The 14,947-nt window shown below is 70.8% G+C and carries 12 protein-coding genes and 1 pseudogene; 4 read left to right on the top strand and 9 right to left on the bottom strand.

Annotated features, from left to right (window positions below; genetic code table 11):
• Positions 1-61 precede the first annotated feature (61 nt).
• The 3 genes from ACWPXV_RS14405 to ACWPXV_RS14395 all read left to right on the top strand — a co-directional run bounded on the left by ACWPXV_RS14405 (position 62) and on the right by ACWPXV_RS14395 (position 3,731).
• On the top strand, positions 62-1,600 hold the full coding sequence (locus tag ACWPXV_RS14405) for a sugar ABC transporter ATP-binding protein (protein WP_454085857.1): 1,539 nt from the start codon (positions 62-64) through the stop codon (positions 1,598-1,600).
• Positions 1,597-2,661, top strand: coding sequence for an ABC transporter permease (locus ACWPXV_RS14400; RefSeq protein ID WP_454085856.1), 1,065 nt, complete (start codon positions 1,597-1,599; stop codon positions 2,659-2,661). Before ACWPXV_RS14405 ends, ACWPXV_RS14400 begins: the two co-directional genes overlap by 4 nt.
• A gap of 86 nt (positions 2,662-2,747) precedes the next feature.
• On the top strand, positions 2,748-3,731 hold the full coding sequence (locus tag ACWPXV_RS14395; RefSeq protein ID WP_454085876.1) for an ABC transporter permease subunit: 984 nt from the start codon (positions 2,748-2,750) through the stop codon (positions 3,729-3,731).
• Positions 3,732-3,795: 64 nt separating this feature from the next.
• Here the strand turns inward: ACWPXV_RS14395 and ACWPXV_RS14390 are convergent, their stop codons facing one another.
• The 4 genes from ACWPXV_RS14390 to chvE all read right to left on the bottom strand — a co-directional run bounded on the left by ACWPXV_RS14390 (position 3,796) and on the right by chvE (position 9,395).
• The gene (locus tag ACWPXV_RS14390; protein WP_454085855.1) at positions 3,796-5,394 is read right to left on the bottom strand and encodes a xylulokinase; all 1,599 of its coding nucleotides are present in this window, start codon (positions 5,392-5,394) and stop codon (positions 3,796-3,798) included.
• A gap of 81 nt (positions 5,395-5,475) precedes the next feature.
• Positions 5,476-6,651 carry a multiple monosaccharide ABC transporter permease gene (mmsB, locus tag ACWPXV_RS14385; RefSeq protein WP_251840357.1) on the bottom strand — a complete coding sequence of 392 codons (1,176 nt, stop codon included), beginning with the start codon at positions 6,649-6,651 and terminating at the stop codon, positions 5,476-5,478.
• Entirely contained in the window at positions 6,648-8,189 is a 1,542-nt protein-coding gene (gene mmsA, locus ACWPXV_RS14380) for a multiple monosaccharide ABC transporter ATP-binding protein (RefSeq protein WP_454085854.1), read from the bottom strand. The genes mmsB and mmsA overlap by 4 nt, the downstream gene beginning before the upstream one ends.
• Before the next feature lie 78 nt (positions 8,190-8,267).
• Positions 8,268-9,395, bottom strand: coding sequence for a multiple monosaccharide ABC transporter substrate-binding protein (chvE, locus tag ACWPXV_RS14375; protein ID WP_454085875.1), 1,128 nt, complete (start codon positions 9,393-9,395; stop codon positions 8,268-8,270).
• Positions 9,396-9,967: 572 nt separating this feature from the next.
• Here chvE and ACWPXV_RS14370 point away from each other — a divergent pair.
• Positions 9,968-10,399, top strand: a pseudogene (locus ACWPXV_RS14370) (glycosyltransferase); the annotation flags it as partial.
• A gap of 120 nt (positions 10,400-10,519) precedes the next feature.
• Here the strand turns inward: ACWPXV_RS14370 and ACWPXV_RS14365 are convergent.
• The 5 genes from ACWPXV_RS14365 to ACWPXV_RS14345 all read right to left on the bottom strand — a co-directional run bounded on the left by ACWPXV_RS14365 (position 10,520) and on the right by ACWPXV_RS14345 (position 14,934).
• A complete protein-coding gene (locus ACWPXV_RS14365) occupies positions 10,520-11,404 on the bottom strand; it encodes an ABC transporter permease subunit (protein WP_454085853.1) in 885 nt (294 codons plus the stop codon).
• Complete coding sequence (locus tag ACWPXV_RS14360; RefSeq protein WP_454085852.1) at positions 11,401-12,339, bottom strand: ABC transporter ATP-binding protein; 939 nt, start codon at positions 12,337-12,339, stop codon at positions 11,401-11,403. The genes ACWPXV_RS14365 and ACWPXV_RS14360 overlap by 4 nt, the downstream gene beginning before the upstream one ends.
• The gene (locus ACWPXV_RS14355) at positions 12,336-13,106 is read right to left on the bottom strand and encodes a DUF4386 domain-containing protein (RefSeq protein WP_454085851.1); all 771 of its coding nucleotides are present in this window, start codon (positions 13,104-13,106) and stop codon (positions 12,336-12,338) included. Before ACWPXV_RS14355 ends, ACWPXV_RS14360 begins: the two co-directional genes overlap by 4 nt.
• A 44-nt stretch (positions 13,107-13,150) precedes the next feature.
• The gene (locus tag ACWPXV_RS14350; RefSeq protein WP_454085850.1) at positions 13,151-13,888 is read right to left on the bottom strand and encodes a DUF4389 domain-containing protein; all 738 of its coding nucleotides are present in this window, start codon (positions 13,886-13,888) and stop codon (positions 13,151-13,153) included.
• Between the two features lie 80 nt (positions 13,889-13,968).
• The gene (locus ACWPXV_RS14345; RefSeq protein ID WP_454085874.1) at positions 13,969-14,934 is read right to left on the bottom strand and encodes an NAD(P)-dependent alcohol dehydrogenase; all 966 of its coding nucleotides are present in this window, start codon (positions 14,932-14,934) and stop codon (positions 13,969-13,971) included.
• Between the last annotated feature and the right edge of the window lie 13 nt (positions 14,935-14,947).

Raw genomic sequence — 14,947 nt, 5'->3', positions numbered from 1 at the left:
GCCGGCCCGCCACGGTGGCGGGCCGGCGTCAGTCACTCACCCCCCACACGGAAGGTCGGCGATGTCCGCTGCACCCACCCCGGTCGTCGAGATGACCGGGATCACCATCACGTTCCCCGGCGTCAAGGCGCTCGACGCCGTCGACTTCCGGCTGTTCCCCGGTGAGGTCCACGCCCTCATGGGGGAGAACGGCGCCGGGAAGTCCACCCTCATCAAGGCGCTGACCGGCGTCTACGGCATCGACGCCGGCCGGGTCGTCGTCGCCGGCCACGAGCAGCGCTTCAGCGACCCCGGCGCGGCCAAGGCGGCGGGGATCAGCACCGTCTACCAGGAGGTCAACCTCTGCGCGAACCTCACCGTCGGTGAGAACGTCATGCTCGGGCACGAGGTGCGCACCGGCCCCTTCATCAACTGGCGCGCCACCCACCGGGAGGCGGCCCGCCACCTCGGTGAGCTCAACCTCTCCATCGACCCGCGCTCGCCGCTCGCGTCCCACACCATCGCCGTCCAGCAGCTGTGCGCCATCGCCCGCGCGATCGTCGTCGATGCCAAGGTCCTCATCCTCGACGAGCCCACCTCCAGCCTGGACAAGGCCGAGGTCGCCGAGCTCTTCCGGGTGATCCGCCAGCTGCGGGACAACGGCGTCGCGGTCCTGTTCGTCTCGCACTTCCTCGAGCAGGTCTACGAGATCTCAGACCGGATGACCGTGCTGCGCAACGGCCGGCTCGTCGGGGAGCACCGCACCGCCGACCTCCCGCGCCTCGAGCTCATCTCCAAGATGATCGGCCGGGCGAGTGACGCCTTCGAGGACATCGAGCAGGAGGCCCGGGAGGTCGCCGCCCGCGACCTCAGCGGCGGCACGCCGCTCATGAGGGTCGTCGGCCTGGGCAAGGACGGCTCGATCGAACCCTTCGACCTCGAGCTGCACGCCGGGGAGATCGTCGGCATGGCGGGGCTGCTGGGGTCTGGTCGCACGGAGGCGGGCCGGCTGCTCGCCGGCGTCGACCGGGCCGACCACGGCAGCGTCGAGGTCGACGGCAAGCCCGTGCGGCTCAGCTCCCCACGGGTGGCCCTCGGCCACGACATCGCCTTCTCTACCGAGGACCGGAAGAAGGAGGGCATCGTCGGCGACCTCACCGTCCGGGAGAACATCGCCCTGGCGATCCAGGCCGGCCGGGGCACCTGGCGGCCCATCCCGCGCAAGGAGCTCGACGCGATCGTCGCCAAGTACATCGCGGCGCTCGACATCAACCCGCCCAACCCGAACGCCCTCATCAAGAACCTCTCCGGCGGCAACCAGCAGAAGGTGCTCCTCGCGCGCTGGCTCGCCACCTCCCCGCGGCTGCTCGTCCTCGACGAGCCCACCCGCGGCATCGACATCGGGGCCAAGGCCGAGATCCAGAAGCTCGTCGCCGACCTCTCCCGGGACGGCATGTCCGTCGTCTTCATCTCCTCCGAGCTCGAGGAGGTGGTGCGCCTGAGCGAGCGGATCCTCGTGCTCCGTGACCGCCAGGTCATCGCGGAGGTCACCAACGACGACGACGTCACCCCCGGGGCCATCCTCGAGACCATCGCCACGAGCGGAGCGCAGGAGTCATGACCGCGTCCACCGACCGACGGACCGGGCGCTCCCTGCTCCGGGACGTCTCCAGCCACGGGATGTTCTGGCCCGTCGTGGCCCTCGTCCTCCTCGTCCTCGCCTGCGGGCTGCGCAGCCCCGGCTTCCTCGAGATCACCGTCCGGGACGGGCACCTGTTCGGCCAGCTCGTCGACATCGCGCGCAACAGCGCGACGCCGCTCCTGCTCGCCCTGGGCATGTGCCTCGTCATCGCCACCGGCGGCATCGACCTCTCGGTGGGCGCGGTCATGGCGATCTCGCTCGCCGTCTCCCTCGAGTACATCGACGGCGCAGCGGACCCCGGCGTCGCCACGGCGGTCACCGCCGTCGGCCTCGGCCTGCTCGTCGCCACCCTGGTCGGCGTCTTCAACGGCTTCCTCGTCACCGTCCTGGGGATCCAACCCTTCATCGCGACGCTCATCCTCATGGTGGCCGGGCGCGGCATCGCGATGCTCATCACCCAGGGCCAGATCACCACGGTGACCAGTCCGCCCTTCAAGTCGATCGGCTCGGGCTTCGTGCTCGGGATCCCGACCCCGGTGGTCATCGCGCTCGCGGTGTTCGTGCTGCTCAGCCTGGTGGTCCGGCGGACCGCGCTCGGCATGTTCCTCGAGTCGATCGGCATCAACGGGGAGGCCTCCCGCCTCTCCGGCGTCAAGGCGCGGAGCACGACGTGGATCGTCTACGTGATCGCCGGTTTCCTCGCCGGGCTCGCGGGCATCGTCTACGGCGCCCCGACGATGGCGGCCGACGCGAACAACATCGGCCTCATGCGCGAGCTCGACGCGATCATGGTCGTCGTCCTCGGCGGCACCAAGCTCTCCGGCGGCCGCTTCTACCTCGGCGGTGTCGTCGTCGGTGCACTGATCCTCAGCACCATCGAGCGGGCCGTCATCATCTTCCAGCTGCCCTCCGAGACGACCCCGCTGTTCAAGGCGATCGTCCTCATCGCCGTCACGGTTGCGGCGTCGCCGATCCTGCGCGACCGGGTGCAGCTGCGGCGGGCCCGGGCAGACGTCAACCCCGAGAAGGTGGCATCGTGATGCGATCAGAGACGAAGACCCGGGCGACAACGACGGCGGGACCGAACGCCACGCCCCCCGCGGCCGGCGCGTCGCTGCGGGCGCGCATGGGCCGGCTGGACCGGCGCTTCCTGCCGGTGGTGGGCACGGTCGCCACGCTGGTCGTCATGCTCGGCGTCGGCCAGGCGAGGTACAGCACGGACAACGCGAGCTTCATCAGCATGCGGCTGTTCTCCAACCTGCTCGTCGACAACTCCTACCTGCTCGTCCTCGCCGTCGGGATGACCTTCGTCATCCTCACCGGGGGGATCGACCTGTCCGTCGGAGCCGTCGTCGCCCTCGTCGGCCTCACCGTCGCGCAGCTGTTCATCGCCGGCCTCCCGCTGCCCGTGGTGCTCGCCGTCGGCGTCCTCATCGGCACCTTGTGCGGCCTGCTCATCGGCGTCATGGTCCAGGTCTTCGACATCCAACCCTTCATCGCCTCGCTCGCCGTCATGTTCCTCGCCCGCGGGCTCGCCAACGTCGTCAGCGTGCAGTCGCTCGCCATCGACGACCCCAGCTTCGCCGCGCTCGCCTCCTGGAGCATCCAGTTCGGAGAGGGCAGCAGCCTCTGGCGGATCAACTCGAGCATGGTCGTCGCCGTCGTCGTCCTGCTCCTCGCGTTCTACCTGCTCCACTACACGCGCTTCGGCCGCACCGTCTACGGACTGGGCAGCGGGGACGACGGCTCCGCGGTCCGGCTCATGGGGCTGCGCGGTGAGCGGACGCGGATCCTCGTCTACGTCATCAGCGGTACGTGCGCGGGCATCGCCGGCGTCCTGTTCGCCTTTTACACCCGCTCCGGGTTCAACCTCACCGGCATCGGGATGGAGCTGGACGCGATCGCCGCTGTCGTCATCGGTGGCACGCTCCTCGCCGGCGGCGTGGGCTTCGTGCTCGGCACCGGCGTCGGCGTGCTCGTCTACGGCCTCATCCAGGTGCTCATCGCCCGCGAGGGGCTCGACTCGTGGTGGACCCGCGTGTTCATCGGGATCGTCCTGCTCGCCTTCGTCATCCTGCAGCGCGCGATCTCGGTGCGACGCAAGAGCTGACCCCACCCAGTAGGTACGCGGAAGGGGCCGGCCCACCTGGGCCGGCCCCTTCCGTGTGGTCTAGTCAGAGCGCCTCGACGGCGGCCCCCACGGCCGCGAGCCCGGCGCGGTAGCGCTCGAGGAAGGCCGCGTAGCCGGCGACGTCCTGCGGGTCGGGCTGCGCGGTGTCGAAGGAGGCCTCTGCGAAGACCTGCTCGTCGAGGTACCCGGCGAGGTCGGTGCCGTCCGCCGCGGAGAGGTAGGAGGCGAGGACCGCGATGCCCCAGGCGCCGCCCTCGGACGCCGTCTCCCCGACGGCCACGGGCGCGTCGAGCGCACCGGCGAGGAAGCGCTGGGCGACGCCGGCGGTGCGGAACATGCCGCCGTGGGCGAGCATCCGGTCGATCGCCACACCCTCCCCGGCGAGCACCTGCATCCCCATGCTCAGCGTGCCGAAGACGCCGTAGACCTGGGCGCGGACGAAGTTCGCCAGGGTGAGGCGGCTGTCGGGCGTCCGCACCACCAGCGGGCGACCCTCGGTGAGCCCGCCGATCGGCTCCCCGGCGAGGTAGTTGTAGGCGAGCAGCCCGCCCGCGTCCGCCTCGCCCTCGAGCGCCTCGGACAGGAGCGTGGCGAAGACGGCGTCGCCGCTCATCGGGGTGCCGGCGGCCTCCGCGAAGCGCCCGAACAGGCCCGCCCACGCGCCGAGCTCGCTGGCGCCGTTGTTGCAGTGGACCATCGCGACCGGGTCGCCCGCCGGGGTGGTGACGAGGTCGATCTCGTGGTGCATCCCCTCCAGCGGCCGCTCGAGGACGACCATCGCGAAGATGCTCGTGCCGGCGCTGACGTTGCCGGTCCGGGGGGCGACGGCGTTCGTCGCGACCATCCCGGTGCCGGCGTCGCCCTCGGGCGGGCACAGCGGGACCCCGGCCTGCAGGGTCCCGGACGGGTCGAGGAGCGCGGCGCCCTCGGCGGTGAGCTCACCGGCCGGCCGGCCGGCGGCGAGCACCTCGGGGAGGAGGTCGACGGCGTGGTCGATCGGCAGCCGCCCGGCGAGCCGCGTGTCGAGACGCTCGAGCATGCCGGCGTCGTAGGTGCCGGTGGCCGGGTCGATGGGGAACATGCCCGAGGCGTCGCCGACGCCGAGCACGCGCTGCCCGGTGAGACGCCAGTGGACGTACCCGGCCAGGGTGGTGAGGAAGCGGATCTGCGGGACGTGCTCCTCGCCGTCGAGCACGGCCTGGTGGAGGTGCGCGACCGACCAGCGCAGCGGGATGTTGACGCCGAGCAGCTCGGAGAGCTCGGCGGCGGCCGGGCCGGTGGTCGTGTTGCGCCACGTGCGGAAGGGGACGAGGAGCTCGTCGTCGCCGTCGAAGGCGAGGTAGCCGTGCATCATCGCCGAGACGCCCATCGCGCCGAAGGTCGTGGGACGCACGCCGTAGCGGCGCTCGACGTCGGCGGCGAGGTCGGCGTAGGCGGCCTGCAGGCCCGCCCACACCGACTCCAGCGAGTAGGTCCACGTGCGGCCCGAGAACTCGTTCTCCCACTCGTGGGAGCCGACGGCCAGCACCTGGGTCGGGTCGGGGCCCACGAGGCAGGCCTTGATCCGGGTCGAGCCGAGCTCGATGCCGAGCGAGGTGCGGCCCTCACGGATCGTGTCGGCCAGGTCCTGGGAGTGGTCCATCGGTGGTCCTTCCATGCGTACGGGGGCGGAAACTGCGACGAGGGGCCGCCCGGGTGGACGGCCCCTCGTGTGCGCGCGGGCTCAGCGGGCCCCGGCGCGGCGCTTGTTGTAGACGTCGAAGGCCACGGCGAGGAGGAGCACGAGACCCTTGACGATCTGCTGGGTGGAGGTGGGCACGCCCATGAGCTGCATGCCGTTGGTCATGACGGCCATGATCAGCGCGCCGATCATCGCTCCGGTCACGCGACCGACACCACCGGTGACGGCGGCGCCACCGATGAAGCAGGCGGCGATCGCGTCGAGCTCGAACATGTTGCCCGCAGCAGGCTGCGCGCTGTTCATGCGCGAGGAGTACACGACGCCGGCGATGCCGGAGAGCAGGCCCATGTTGACGAAGATCATGAAGTTGACCTTCTTGACCTTGACGCCCGACAGCTGCGCGGCCGGCAGGTTGCCACCGATCGCGTAGACGTGACGGCCGAAGACCGAGCGCTGCGTGATCACCGTGTAGACGATGATGAGGATCGCCAGGATGACGAGGACGTTCGGCAGGCCGCGGTTCGTGGCCAGCTGGTAGCCGAACCACATGACGACCGCGCCGACGACGACGATCTTGAGGATGAACAGCGGGAACGCCTCGACGGCCTGCTTGTAGCGCAGGGCGCCCTGGCGGGCACGGACCTGGGTGAAGGCGTAGCCCGCCACGGCCAGGCCGAAAACGATGAGCGTGAGCGCGTCGTAGCCGTAGCCGCCGAGGAGACCGTTCTGGAAGCCGTTGGCGATCTGGTAGTACGTGCCACCGAACGGGGACAGGGAGACGTTGTCGAGCACCTGGTAGGTCATGCCGCGGAAGAGCAGCATGCCGGCCAGGGTGACGATGAACGCCGGGATCCCGATGTAGGCGACCCAGAAGCCCTGCCACACGCCGACCGCCAGGCCGACGCCGATCGCGGCGAGGACGCCCACCCACCACGGCATCCCGTTCTTGACGACGAGCACCGCGGCGACGGCGCCCGCGAGGGCGACGACCGAGCCGACCGACAGGTCGATGTGGCCACCGATGATGACGATGACCATGCCGATGGCGAGGATGAGGATGTAGGAGTACTGCAGGACGATGTTCGTGAGGTTGCCCGGGCTGAGGAAGCTCGGGTTGAGGATGGTGAACAGCGCCACGAGCGCCACCAGGGCGATGAGGATGCCGCTCTGTCGGATGTTCCGGGACATGAGTTCCCGGATGTTCGTGATGCCGGTCATTTCGCCGTTTCCTTCTCCATGGTCATGAGTGCCATGAGCTCTTCCTGCGTCGCCTGCTCGACCGGGAGCTGCCCGGTGATGCGGCCGAAGGCCAGGGTGTAGACGCGGTCGCAGATCCCGAGGAGCTCGGGCAGCTCGGAGGAGATGACGACGACCGCCTTCCCCGCCGCGACCATGCGGTTGATGATGGTGTAGATCTCGTACTTGGCGCCGACGTCGATGCCTCGGGTCGGCTCGTCGAGGATGAGGACCTCCGGCTCGGTGTAGAGCCACTTCGACAGCGCGACCTTCTGCTGGTTGCCGCCGGAGAGGTTGCCGACGGTGGCGAGCACGGACGGCGTCTTGATGTTGAGGTTGGTCCGGTACTCCTCGGCGACCTTGAGCTCCTCGTTCGCGTCCACCCAGCCGCGGGGCGCCAGCTTGCGCAGGCCCGCGACGGAGATGTTGCGGCGGATGTTCTCGATGAGGTTGAGCCCGAAGCGCTTGCGGTCCTCGCTCACGTAGGCGATGCCGTTCTCGATCGCCTCGCTCACCGTGCGGACCTTGATCTCCTTGCCGTGGAGGAAGACCCGCCCGGAGATGTCGCGCCCGTAGCTGCGCCCGAACAGGCTCATCGCCAGCTCGGTGCGCCCCGCACCCATGAGGCCGGCGATGCCGACGACCTCACCGGCCCGGACGTCGAAGCTCGCGTTGTCGACGACGACGCGTCCCGCCTGCGTGGGGTGGTGCACGGTCCAGTCCTCCACCCGCAGCACCTCCTCGCCGATCTCCAGCGTGCGCTCGGGGTAGCGGTGCTCGAGGTCCCGGCCCACCATGCTGCGGATGATCCGGTCCTGCGTGGCCTCGGGGGAGGCCATGTCGAGGGTCTCGATCGTGCGGCCGTCACGGATGACCGTGGTGCGGTGCGCGATGTCGGCGATCTCGCCCAGCTTGTGGGAGATCATGATGCAGCTCATGCCCTGGGCGTTGAGCTGGCGCAGCAGCCCGAGCAGGTGCTCGGAGTCGGTGTCGTTGAGCGCCGCCGTCGGCTCGTCGAGGATGAGCAGGCGGACGTCCTTGGACAGCGCCTTGGCGATCTCGACGAGCTGCTGCTTGCCGACGCCGAGCTGGCCGACGGGGGTGGTCGGATTCTCGGCAAGGCCGACGCGGTCGAGGAGCTCGGCCGCCCGGGAGTTCGTCTCGTTCCAGTCGATCAGCCCGGCCCTGCCGCGCTCCTCGTTGCCGAGGAAGATGTTCTCGGCGACGGACAGGTGCGGGACGAGGGCCAGCTCCTGGTGGATGATGACGACGCCGTGCGCCTCGGAGTCGTTGATCGACCCGAACTGCACCTCCGCGCCGTCGTAGTAGATCTCGCCCTCGTAGGTGCCGTGGGGGTAGACGCCCGAGAGGACCTTCATCAGCGTCGACTTGCCGGCGCCGTTCTCCCCGCAGATCGCGTGGATCTCACCGCGCCGGACCTCCAGGGTGACGTCCTGGAGCGCCTTGACACCGGGGAACGTCTTGGTGATGGAGCGCATCTCCAAGATGTTGTCGGTCATGCCGCCTCACTTCTCGTGGTTGTGCGGTGTGGAGGGGTGTGCGGGGCCGGGCGCAGCGCCCGGCCCCGCACCGTCAGGTCAGGAGCCCTGCTCGACCTGCTCGGCGGTGTAGTAGCCGGTGTCCACGAGGAGCTCGGTGATGTTGTCGGCGTAGACGATGTCCGACTCGAGGAGGTAGGACGGGACGACCTTGACGCCGTTGTCGTACGTGTCGGTGTCGTTCGCCTCGGGCTCGCTGCCCTCGAGGAACGCCTGCGCGGCGCGGACGGACTCGGTGGCGAGCTTGCGGGTGTCCTTGAAGATCGTCGCGAACTGCACGCCCTGGTCGATGAGGGAGACCGAGGCGATCTCGGCGTCCTGGCCGGAGACGACCGGCAGGCCCTCCTCGAGGGTCGGGCCGTAGCCCGCACCCTGGAGGGCGGTGATGATGCCGCGGGAGATGCCGTCGAAGGGCGAGAGCACCCCGTGCAGCTCCTCGCCACCGGTGTAGGTGGAGGTGAGGAGGTCCTCCATGCGGCGCTGGGCGGCCTCCTGGCTCCAGCGGAGCGTGGCGACGGTGTCGAAGTCCGTCTGGCCGGAGGGCACGACGAGCGTGCCGGCGTCGATGAAGGGCTTGAGCGTGTCCATCGCGCCGTTGAAGAAGAACCCGGCGTTGTTGTCGTCCGGCGAGCCGGCGAAGAGCTCGATGTTGAACGGGCCCTCGGGGGCGTCGGGGTTCTCCGAGCCGTCCGCGTTGAGGAGACCCAGGCCCACGAGGAGCGAGGTGGCCTGCTGGACGCCCACGTTGTAGTTGTCGAAGGTGACGTAGAAGTCGACGTTCTCGCTGCCGTTGATGAGGCGGTCGTAGGCGATGACCGGGATGCCCGCGGCGCCGGCGGCGTCGAGCTGGCTGGTGAGCGCGGTGCCGTCGATCGAGGCGATGATGAGGAGGTCGACCTCCTGCAGGATCATCTGGTCGATCTGCTGGGTCTGCGTGGGGATGTCGTCGTTGGCGAACTGCAGGTCGACCGTGTAGCCGGCCTCCTCGAGCTGGCTCTGGACGGCCTCGCCGTCGGCGATCCAGCGCTCGGACGTCTGCGTGGGCATGGCGACGCCGATGGTCTGGTCGCCGGCGGCGGCGGTGTCGCCGCCGTTGCCCGCGGGCTCGGTGGTCTCGTCGCCGCTACCGGCCCCGCCGCCACCGCAGGCAGCCAGGGCGAAGGTCATGGTGAGCCCCGCTGCTACTGCTGCGAACTTCCGTGTGCGCAATGTTCTCTCCTTCGAGAGTGGAGGTTGTTCTGGCCCGCCGGACGGCGGGCCCTGTCTGTGCCCGACTGCGTAGTCGGGCGGTGAGGCCGCTGCGCCCTCAGGTGCCGCTGGTGCGGCGAATGTTCACGCTAACATTCTCATCCCAGATGGCGCTGGATGTCACATCCTTGGTCCTAGGCCGGGTTGCGATTAGGTAACACCGGCGACTGGCTGTGGCTCGTCCGGCAGGCCGGCTCGCGGCCCGCCGGGGCTGTCGAGAGCGGGGTCCGGGCGGCTTCGGCGCCGGCGTCCGCTCTCGTCGTCGCGCCACCGTAGCCGCCTCACGCGCTCGATCACAAGCCCCCACACTCGCGCGGCTGGTCCAGCGGGGTTGGGCGCCGCCGTCACGCTGCTCGCGAGGCGGGCTGCCGGTGCTCGCGGGGTGCCGGGCGAGGGTGACCGGCGGCGGGGGACCTTGGGCCCTGGCCGCCTGCACGGCAGGGGGTCAACCTTGAGGGAAGGGGAGGTGGGACGACGTCACCCGCGCCACCGTGCCGGTTGTCCACGTCACCCAGGGCACTGCGAACGTCGACCCCCGCGACCTCATCCTGCCGGCGGTCGAGGCGCTGGCGGACCGCGACGTGCTCGTCGTCGTCGGGCTCGGCCACCGCACGCCGCCGCTGCCCGGGCGCCTGCCGGCGAACGTGCGCGTCGCGCCGATGGTCCCTTACCCGCACCTCCTGCCGCTCACCGACGTCATGGTGACGAACGGCGGGTTCGGCGGGGTGCTGCAGGCGCTGCGGCACGGGGTCCCGCTCGTCGTCGCCGGTGGCGACCTCGACAAGCCGGAGATCGCCGCCCGGATCGGCTGGCACGGCGCCGGCGTCAACCTCCGGACGGGGCGTCCGCGTCCCGCCGCGATCGCCGCGGCCTGCGACGCGGTGAGCGCCGACCCGCGGTACCGGGCGACGGCGGGCCGACTCGGCGCCGAGCTGCGTGCGCTCTGCGGCACCCGCGCCGCCGCCGACCTCCTCGAGGGGCACCCCGGAGCAGGTCGGCTGACACCCCCCTCCCCACCGTGCGCCCGAGTCGCCGGTGCCGCCTCAGGCGTCGCGCCGGCGCAGCACGACGGCACCGGCGAGGAGCGGGACGACGGCGTAGGCGGCGACGACGAGGACACCGGTCCACGCGGTGAGGTCGCTCGACTCGGTGAGCGTGGAGTCGCTGACGGTGACGAAGGCGGCCGCCGCCGGCATCGGGAGGTGGGCGACGATCGCCTCCACCCAGTCCAGGGTGATGAAGCCGAGGAAGCCGGGCAGGAGCAGCAGGACGGTCAGTGCGATGGTGACCGTCGCCGCGGTCGAGCGGACCAGGGTGCCGATGCCGAGCGCGAAGAGGGCCGCGACGACGAGGACGTAGGTGACGCCGCCGTAGATCTGCCACGTCCGGGGGTCGTCCAGGGCCGGGACGAGGTCGTGCCCGGCGAGCAGCGACCGGGTGACGAGCGAGGCCAGCACGAGGCTCAGCGCCGAGGTCCCGACGGTCAGCACGACGAGGGCGATGGCCTTGGCCGCCAGCACGGGCCACCTCGTGGGCACCGCGGTCAGGGAGGAGCGGATCATCCCGGTGGAGTACTCCCCGGTGATGAGCAGGGCACCGAGCACGGCGATCGTCACCATGCCGAGCGGGTATCCGCCCGAGACGATCTCGGCACCGTGGATCATGCCGAGCGCGGCCGCCTCGGGGGAGTCGGCCAGCATGTCCAGCGACATGGACTGGCCGAGGGCGAAGAGGGTCATGAGCGCGACGGCGAGGGCCAGCACCCACCACGTCGAGCGCAGCGAGAGCAGCTTGATCCACTCCCCGCGCATCGCGCCGGTGAAGCTGAGGTGGGCGCCCGCCGCGGGAGCAGTGGCCGGCTCGGATGAGATCGGCACGAGCGTGGTGGGCTCGGGGGTGCCCGGCTCGGTGCGCAGGACGGTACTCATGGGGTGCCGGCTCTCTGGCTGGTGTGCGGGGTGGTGTCGGAGTGGTACTCCACCGCGTCCTGGGTGAGCCTCATGTAGGCGTCCTCCAGGCTCGCGGACCGTGGGCTGAGCTCGTGCAGGACGATGCCGTGCGCGCCGGCCGTCTCCCCGACCTGCTCGGCTGACAGCCCCTGCACCTCCAGCCGCCCCGCCTCCGTGGCGGTGAGGACGACGCCGTCGGCGCGGAGGAGGTCTGCGAGCTCTGACAGACGCGGGGAGCGCACGCGGACGGTCGAGCCGGTCACCGACTCGATGACCTCCATGACCGGCCCGGCGGCGATGATCCTGCCGCGGCCGATGACGAGGAGCTGGTCGGCGGTCAGGGCCATCTCGCTCATGAGGTGTGAGGACAGGAAGACCGTCCGTCCCTCGGCCGCGAGCTCTCTGACGAGGTGGCGCACCCACTGCACGCCCTCCGGGTCGAGCCCGTTGACCGGTTCGTCGAGGATGAGGGTGCGCGGGTCGCCCAGCATCGCGGCGGCGATCCCCAGGCGCTGCCCCATGCCCAGGGAGAACCCGCCGACGCGCTTGCCCGCCACTCCGGCGAGCCCGGTCATCTCGATGACCTCGTCCACCCGCCTCCTGGGGAGGTGGTGGGTGGCGGCCATGGTGCGCAGGTGCGAGCGGGCGGTGCGCCCCGAGTGGAAGGCCTTGGCGTCCAGCAGCACGCCGACCTCGCGCAGCGGTGAGCGGTGGCTGGCGTACGGCTTGCCGTTGACCGTCACCGTCCCGGCCGTCGGCCGGTCCAGCCCCACGACCATCCGCATCGTGGTGGACTTCCCGGCCCCGTTGGGACCGAGGAACCCGGTCACGGATCCCGGGGCGATCGTGAAGTTGACGTCGTCGACGGCGGTCTTCTCGCCGTAGCGCTTGGTGAGCCCGAGTGCCTCGATCATGGCCGTGCCCCTTCCGGGTCTGTGCTGGCCGGTGTGCGGGCTGCTGGCTCGCCGAGCAGGGGTGAGGGCCGGAAACCCTTGACGACCAGATAGACGCCGAGCGAGAGCTCCCACGCGAAGATGAGCAGGATCGCGAGCAGCGCGACCAGACCGGACCGGTCGATGACGCCGAACACCGTCAGAGTGACGGCGGTGAGGTGCAGCGGAGCTCCGACCAGCCCCATGACGGGCAGCACCCGGGGGACGAGGCCGGACCGGTACAGCAGGGTTCCTAGCAGGATGGCGTTGAGCCCCGGCACGAGACTCTGGCCGAGGGTGAACGCCCAGTCGTAGGTCGCCACGTGTGACGCGCCCGTGGCGAGCAGCGCCGCGGCGTCGCCCCCGGCCGCAGTGCCGCTCCGGTGAAGTGTCACGAGCGAGAGGATGCTCGCGACACCGACGAGGATCATCGCGGCCTCGAGCGTGCGGGCGGCCACGAAGCCCAGCGCCAAGGTCTCGTTCTGCCGCTTGACGACGGGGAACAGGACGATGGCCGTGCCGATGCCTGCCAGCGCGACGATCACCTCGAGGAACGCGGCGACGAGGATGCCGGTGTCGCTGCCGCCGCCGGTGAGGTAGCCGGCCTCCCGCACCGGGCCGTAGAGGATGAGGGACGGGATCGAGACGAAGGTGAGGAGGTAGCAGACTCCTGCAACGAGGGCGGTCTTGCGTGACGGGTCCATCGGGACCCCGCGTGCTGCGGGGGTGGTTCGGACGGTGGTGCTCATGTCGATCTCTCTCGGTGGAGGGTGGAACATCGACCTGGAGCGGGCTAGGACGACGGTTGTGCGGGTGGGGGCGGGGCGCCCGGAGGTGGTTCGGCGGACAGCGTGAGGCTCTCGTGCTCGCCCATGTCGAGTCGGAAGGGCGGGTAGACGTCGGTCATGAGGCCGGCGTAGGCGGCCACCCGGATGACCCACCGGTTGAGCCCGAGAAGGAGGTCGAAGAGTCCGCGCGGGTACGTGCCGGTGAAGAGCAGGACGACGCCGACGACGAGGACGAGGAGGCCGATGAGGCCACCGTCCCAGCGCGCGTCGTCGTTCGTCACCTGGTGGGTCGCCGTGGCCGCTCCGCCGACGAGGATCCCGACGACGATGTAGTGCGGGATGGCCAGCAGCCACCACTTCACCAGGGCGAGGCCGCGGGAGAGGTGCTCGGGGTAGTCGACGTGCAGGCGGGCCGGGTAGTCGACCACCTCGTCGAGGGTGAAGGGTGGGTAGCGGTCCGTGGCCAGGGCGCCGTAGGCGTAGTAGCTCACCCGCCAGTTCCAGCGGAGCACGCCGACGTTGAAGTCGAAGAGCGCGCGGGGGTACCGGCCGGTGATGACGATGGCCACGAGCGCGACGATGCTGACCGCGACGAACGCGACCCACAAGGCGGCCAGCACGAGGAAGTGCGGGATGGCCAGCACCCACTTCACCAGCCAGAGCCAGCGGGAGAGTGCCGGTGCTCGGACGCCGTCGACGTGGACGGGGAAGGGGCGGGGCGTGAGTGGGGCTGCGGTGGTCATGACGACCGCCTGTTCCGCTCCGGTCTCCCGAAGCTGTGCTCGGTGAAACGGTGTGGTGCGGGGGTCCGGCGTCGCGGCGCTCAGATGGTGACGGCGACCTTTCCTCGGACGTCGCCCGCCTCCAGGCGGCGCATGGCGTCGGGCGCGTGCTCGAGCGGGTAGGTGCGGTCCAGGGCCGGCGTCAGCGTGCCGGCCTCGATGTACTCGGTGAGCTGCTCGAGCTCTGCGGAGCGCACGGTGCCGACGAACGTCGTGAGCCGCTGGCGGAGGAAGGGGGAGAGGGCGACCGCGCGCAGCTGCCGACCCATGCCGGTGAGCCGGCCGCCGTCCTCACCACCGGTGATCACGGCCGTCCCGGTGGGGGTCAGCGCGCGGCGCAGGCGCGCGATCGACGGGTTGCCGGCGATGTCGAGAATGAGGTCGTAGCGCTGCGGGGCGTCGGCGAAGTCCTCGCGCGTGTAGTCCACGACGTGGTCGGCGCCCAACGAGCGCACGAGGTCGAGCTTGGCGGTGCTCGCGACGGCGGTGACCTCGGCCCCGAGGGCCTTGGCGAGCTGGACGGCGTAGCTGCCCACGCCGCCGGACGCCCCGGTGACGAGCACGTGCTGACCCGCGCGCAGCTTCCCGGCATCGCGCAGGCCCTTGAGGGCGGTGACGGCTGAGACGGGGACGACGGCGGCCTGCGCGAAGGACAGGGTCGAGGGCTTGGGCGCGAGGCTGCGTTCCGGCACGACGGCGTACTCGGCGAAGGTGCCCTTGCCGAAGCCGTACACGTCGTCACCCACGGCGAAGCGTGTCACCGCGGGGCCGACGGCGACGACGGTACCGGTGACGTCGAAGCCGAGGACCGCGTTCCGCGGGCGCCGTAGTCCGAACGCGAGGCGGCCGGCGTACGGCAGTCCTCGCATGACGTGCCACACGCCGCGGTCCAGGCCCGCGGCCCGCACCCGGACGAGCACCTCACGGTCGGCCACCTCCGGGCGTGGGACGTGCGCCAGGTGGAGCACCTCCGCGTCGCCGTAGCGGTCGTGCGCGATCGCGCGCATCGTGCCGGTGTCC

This window comes from Georgenia sp. Marseille-Q6866 (assembly GCF_965111665.1).
Note: the sequence above shows the minus strand (reverse complement) of the source record. Positions and strands in the feature narration are given on the sequence as shown.

Excerpts from the sequence above, each read along its gene's own strand:
- ACWPXV_RS14345 (WP_454085874.1), bottom strand. The coding sequence starts at position 14,934 with ATGCGCGCGATCGCGCACGACCGCTACGGCGACGCGGAGGTGCTCCAC.
- ACWPXV_RS14355 (WP_454085851.1), bottom strand. The coding sequence starts at position 13,106 with ATGAGCACCACCGTCCGAACCACCCCCGCAGCACGCGGGGTCCCGATG.
- mmsA (WP_454085854.1), bottom strand. The coding sequence starts at position 8,189 with ATGACCGACAACATCTTGGAGATGCGCTCCATCACCAAGACGTTCCCC.
- ACWPXV_RS14350 (WP_454085850.1), bottom strand. The coding sequence starts at position 13,888 with ATGACCACCGCAGCCCCACTCACGCCCCGCCCCTTCCCCGTCCACGTC.
- ACWPXV_RS14405 (WP_454085857.1), top strand. The coding sequence starts at position 62 with ATGTCCGCTGCACCCACCCCGGTCGTCGAGATGACCGGGATCACCATC.
- ACWPXV_RS14365 (WP_454085853.1), bottom strand. The coding sequence starts at position 11,404 with ATGAGTACCGTCCTGCGCACCGAGCCGGGCACCCCCGAGCCCACCACG.
- ACWPXV_RS14395 (WP_454085876.1), top strand. The coding sequence starts at position 2,748 with ATGGGCCGGCTGGACCGGCGCTTCCTGCCGGTGGTGGGCACGGTCGCC.
- ACWPXV_RS14400 (WP_454085856.1), top strand. The coding sequence starts at position 1,597 with ATGACCGCGTCCACCGACCGACGGACCGGGCGCTCCCTGCTCCGGGAC.
- chvE (WP_454085875.1), bottom strand. The coding sequence starts at position 9,395 with ATGACCTTCGCCCTGGCTGCCTGCGGTGGCGGCGGGGCCGGTAGCGGC.
- mmsB (WP_251840357.1), bottom strand. The coding sequence starts at position 6,651 with ATGACCGGCATCACGAACATCCGGGAACTCATGTCCCGGAACATCCGA.
- ACWPXV_RS14390 (WP_454085855.1), bottom strand. The coding sequence starts at position 5,394 with ATGGACCACTCCCAGGACCTGGCCGACACGATCCGTGAGGGCCGCACC.
- ACWPXV_RS14360 (WP_454085852.1), bottom strand. The coding sequence starts at position 12,339 with ATGATCGAGGCACTCGGGCTCACCAAGCGCTACGGCGAGAAGACCGCC.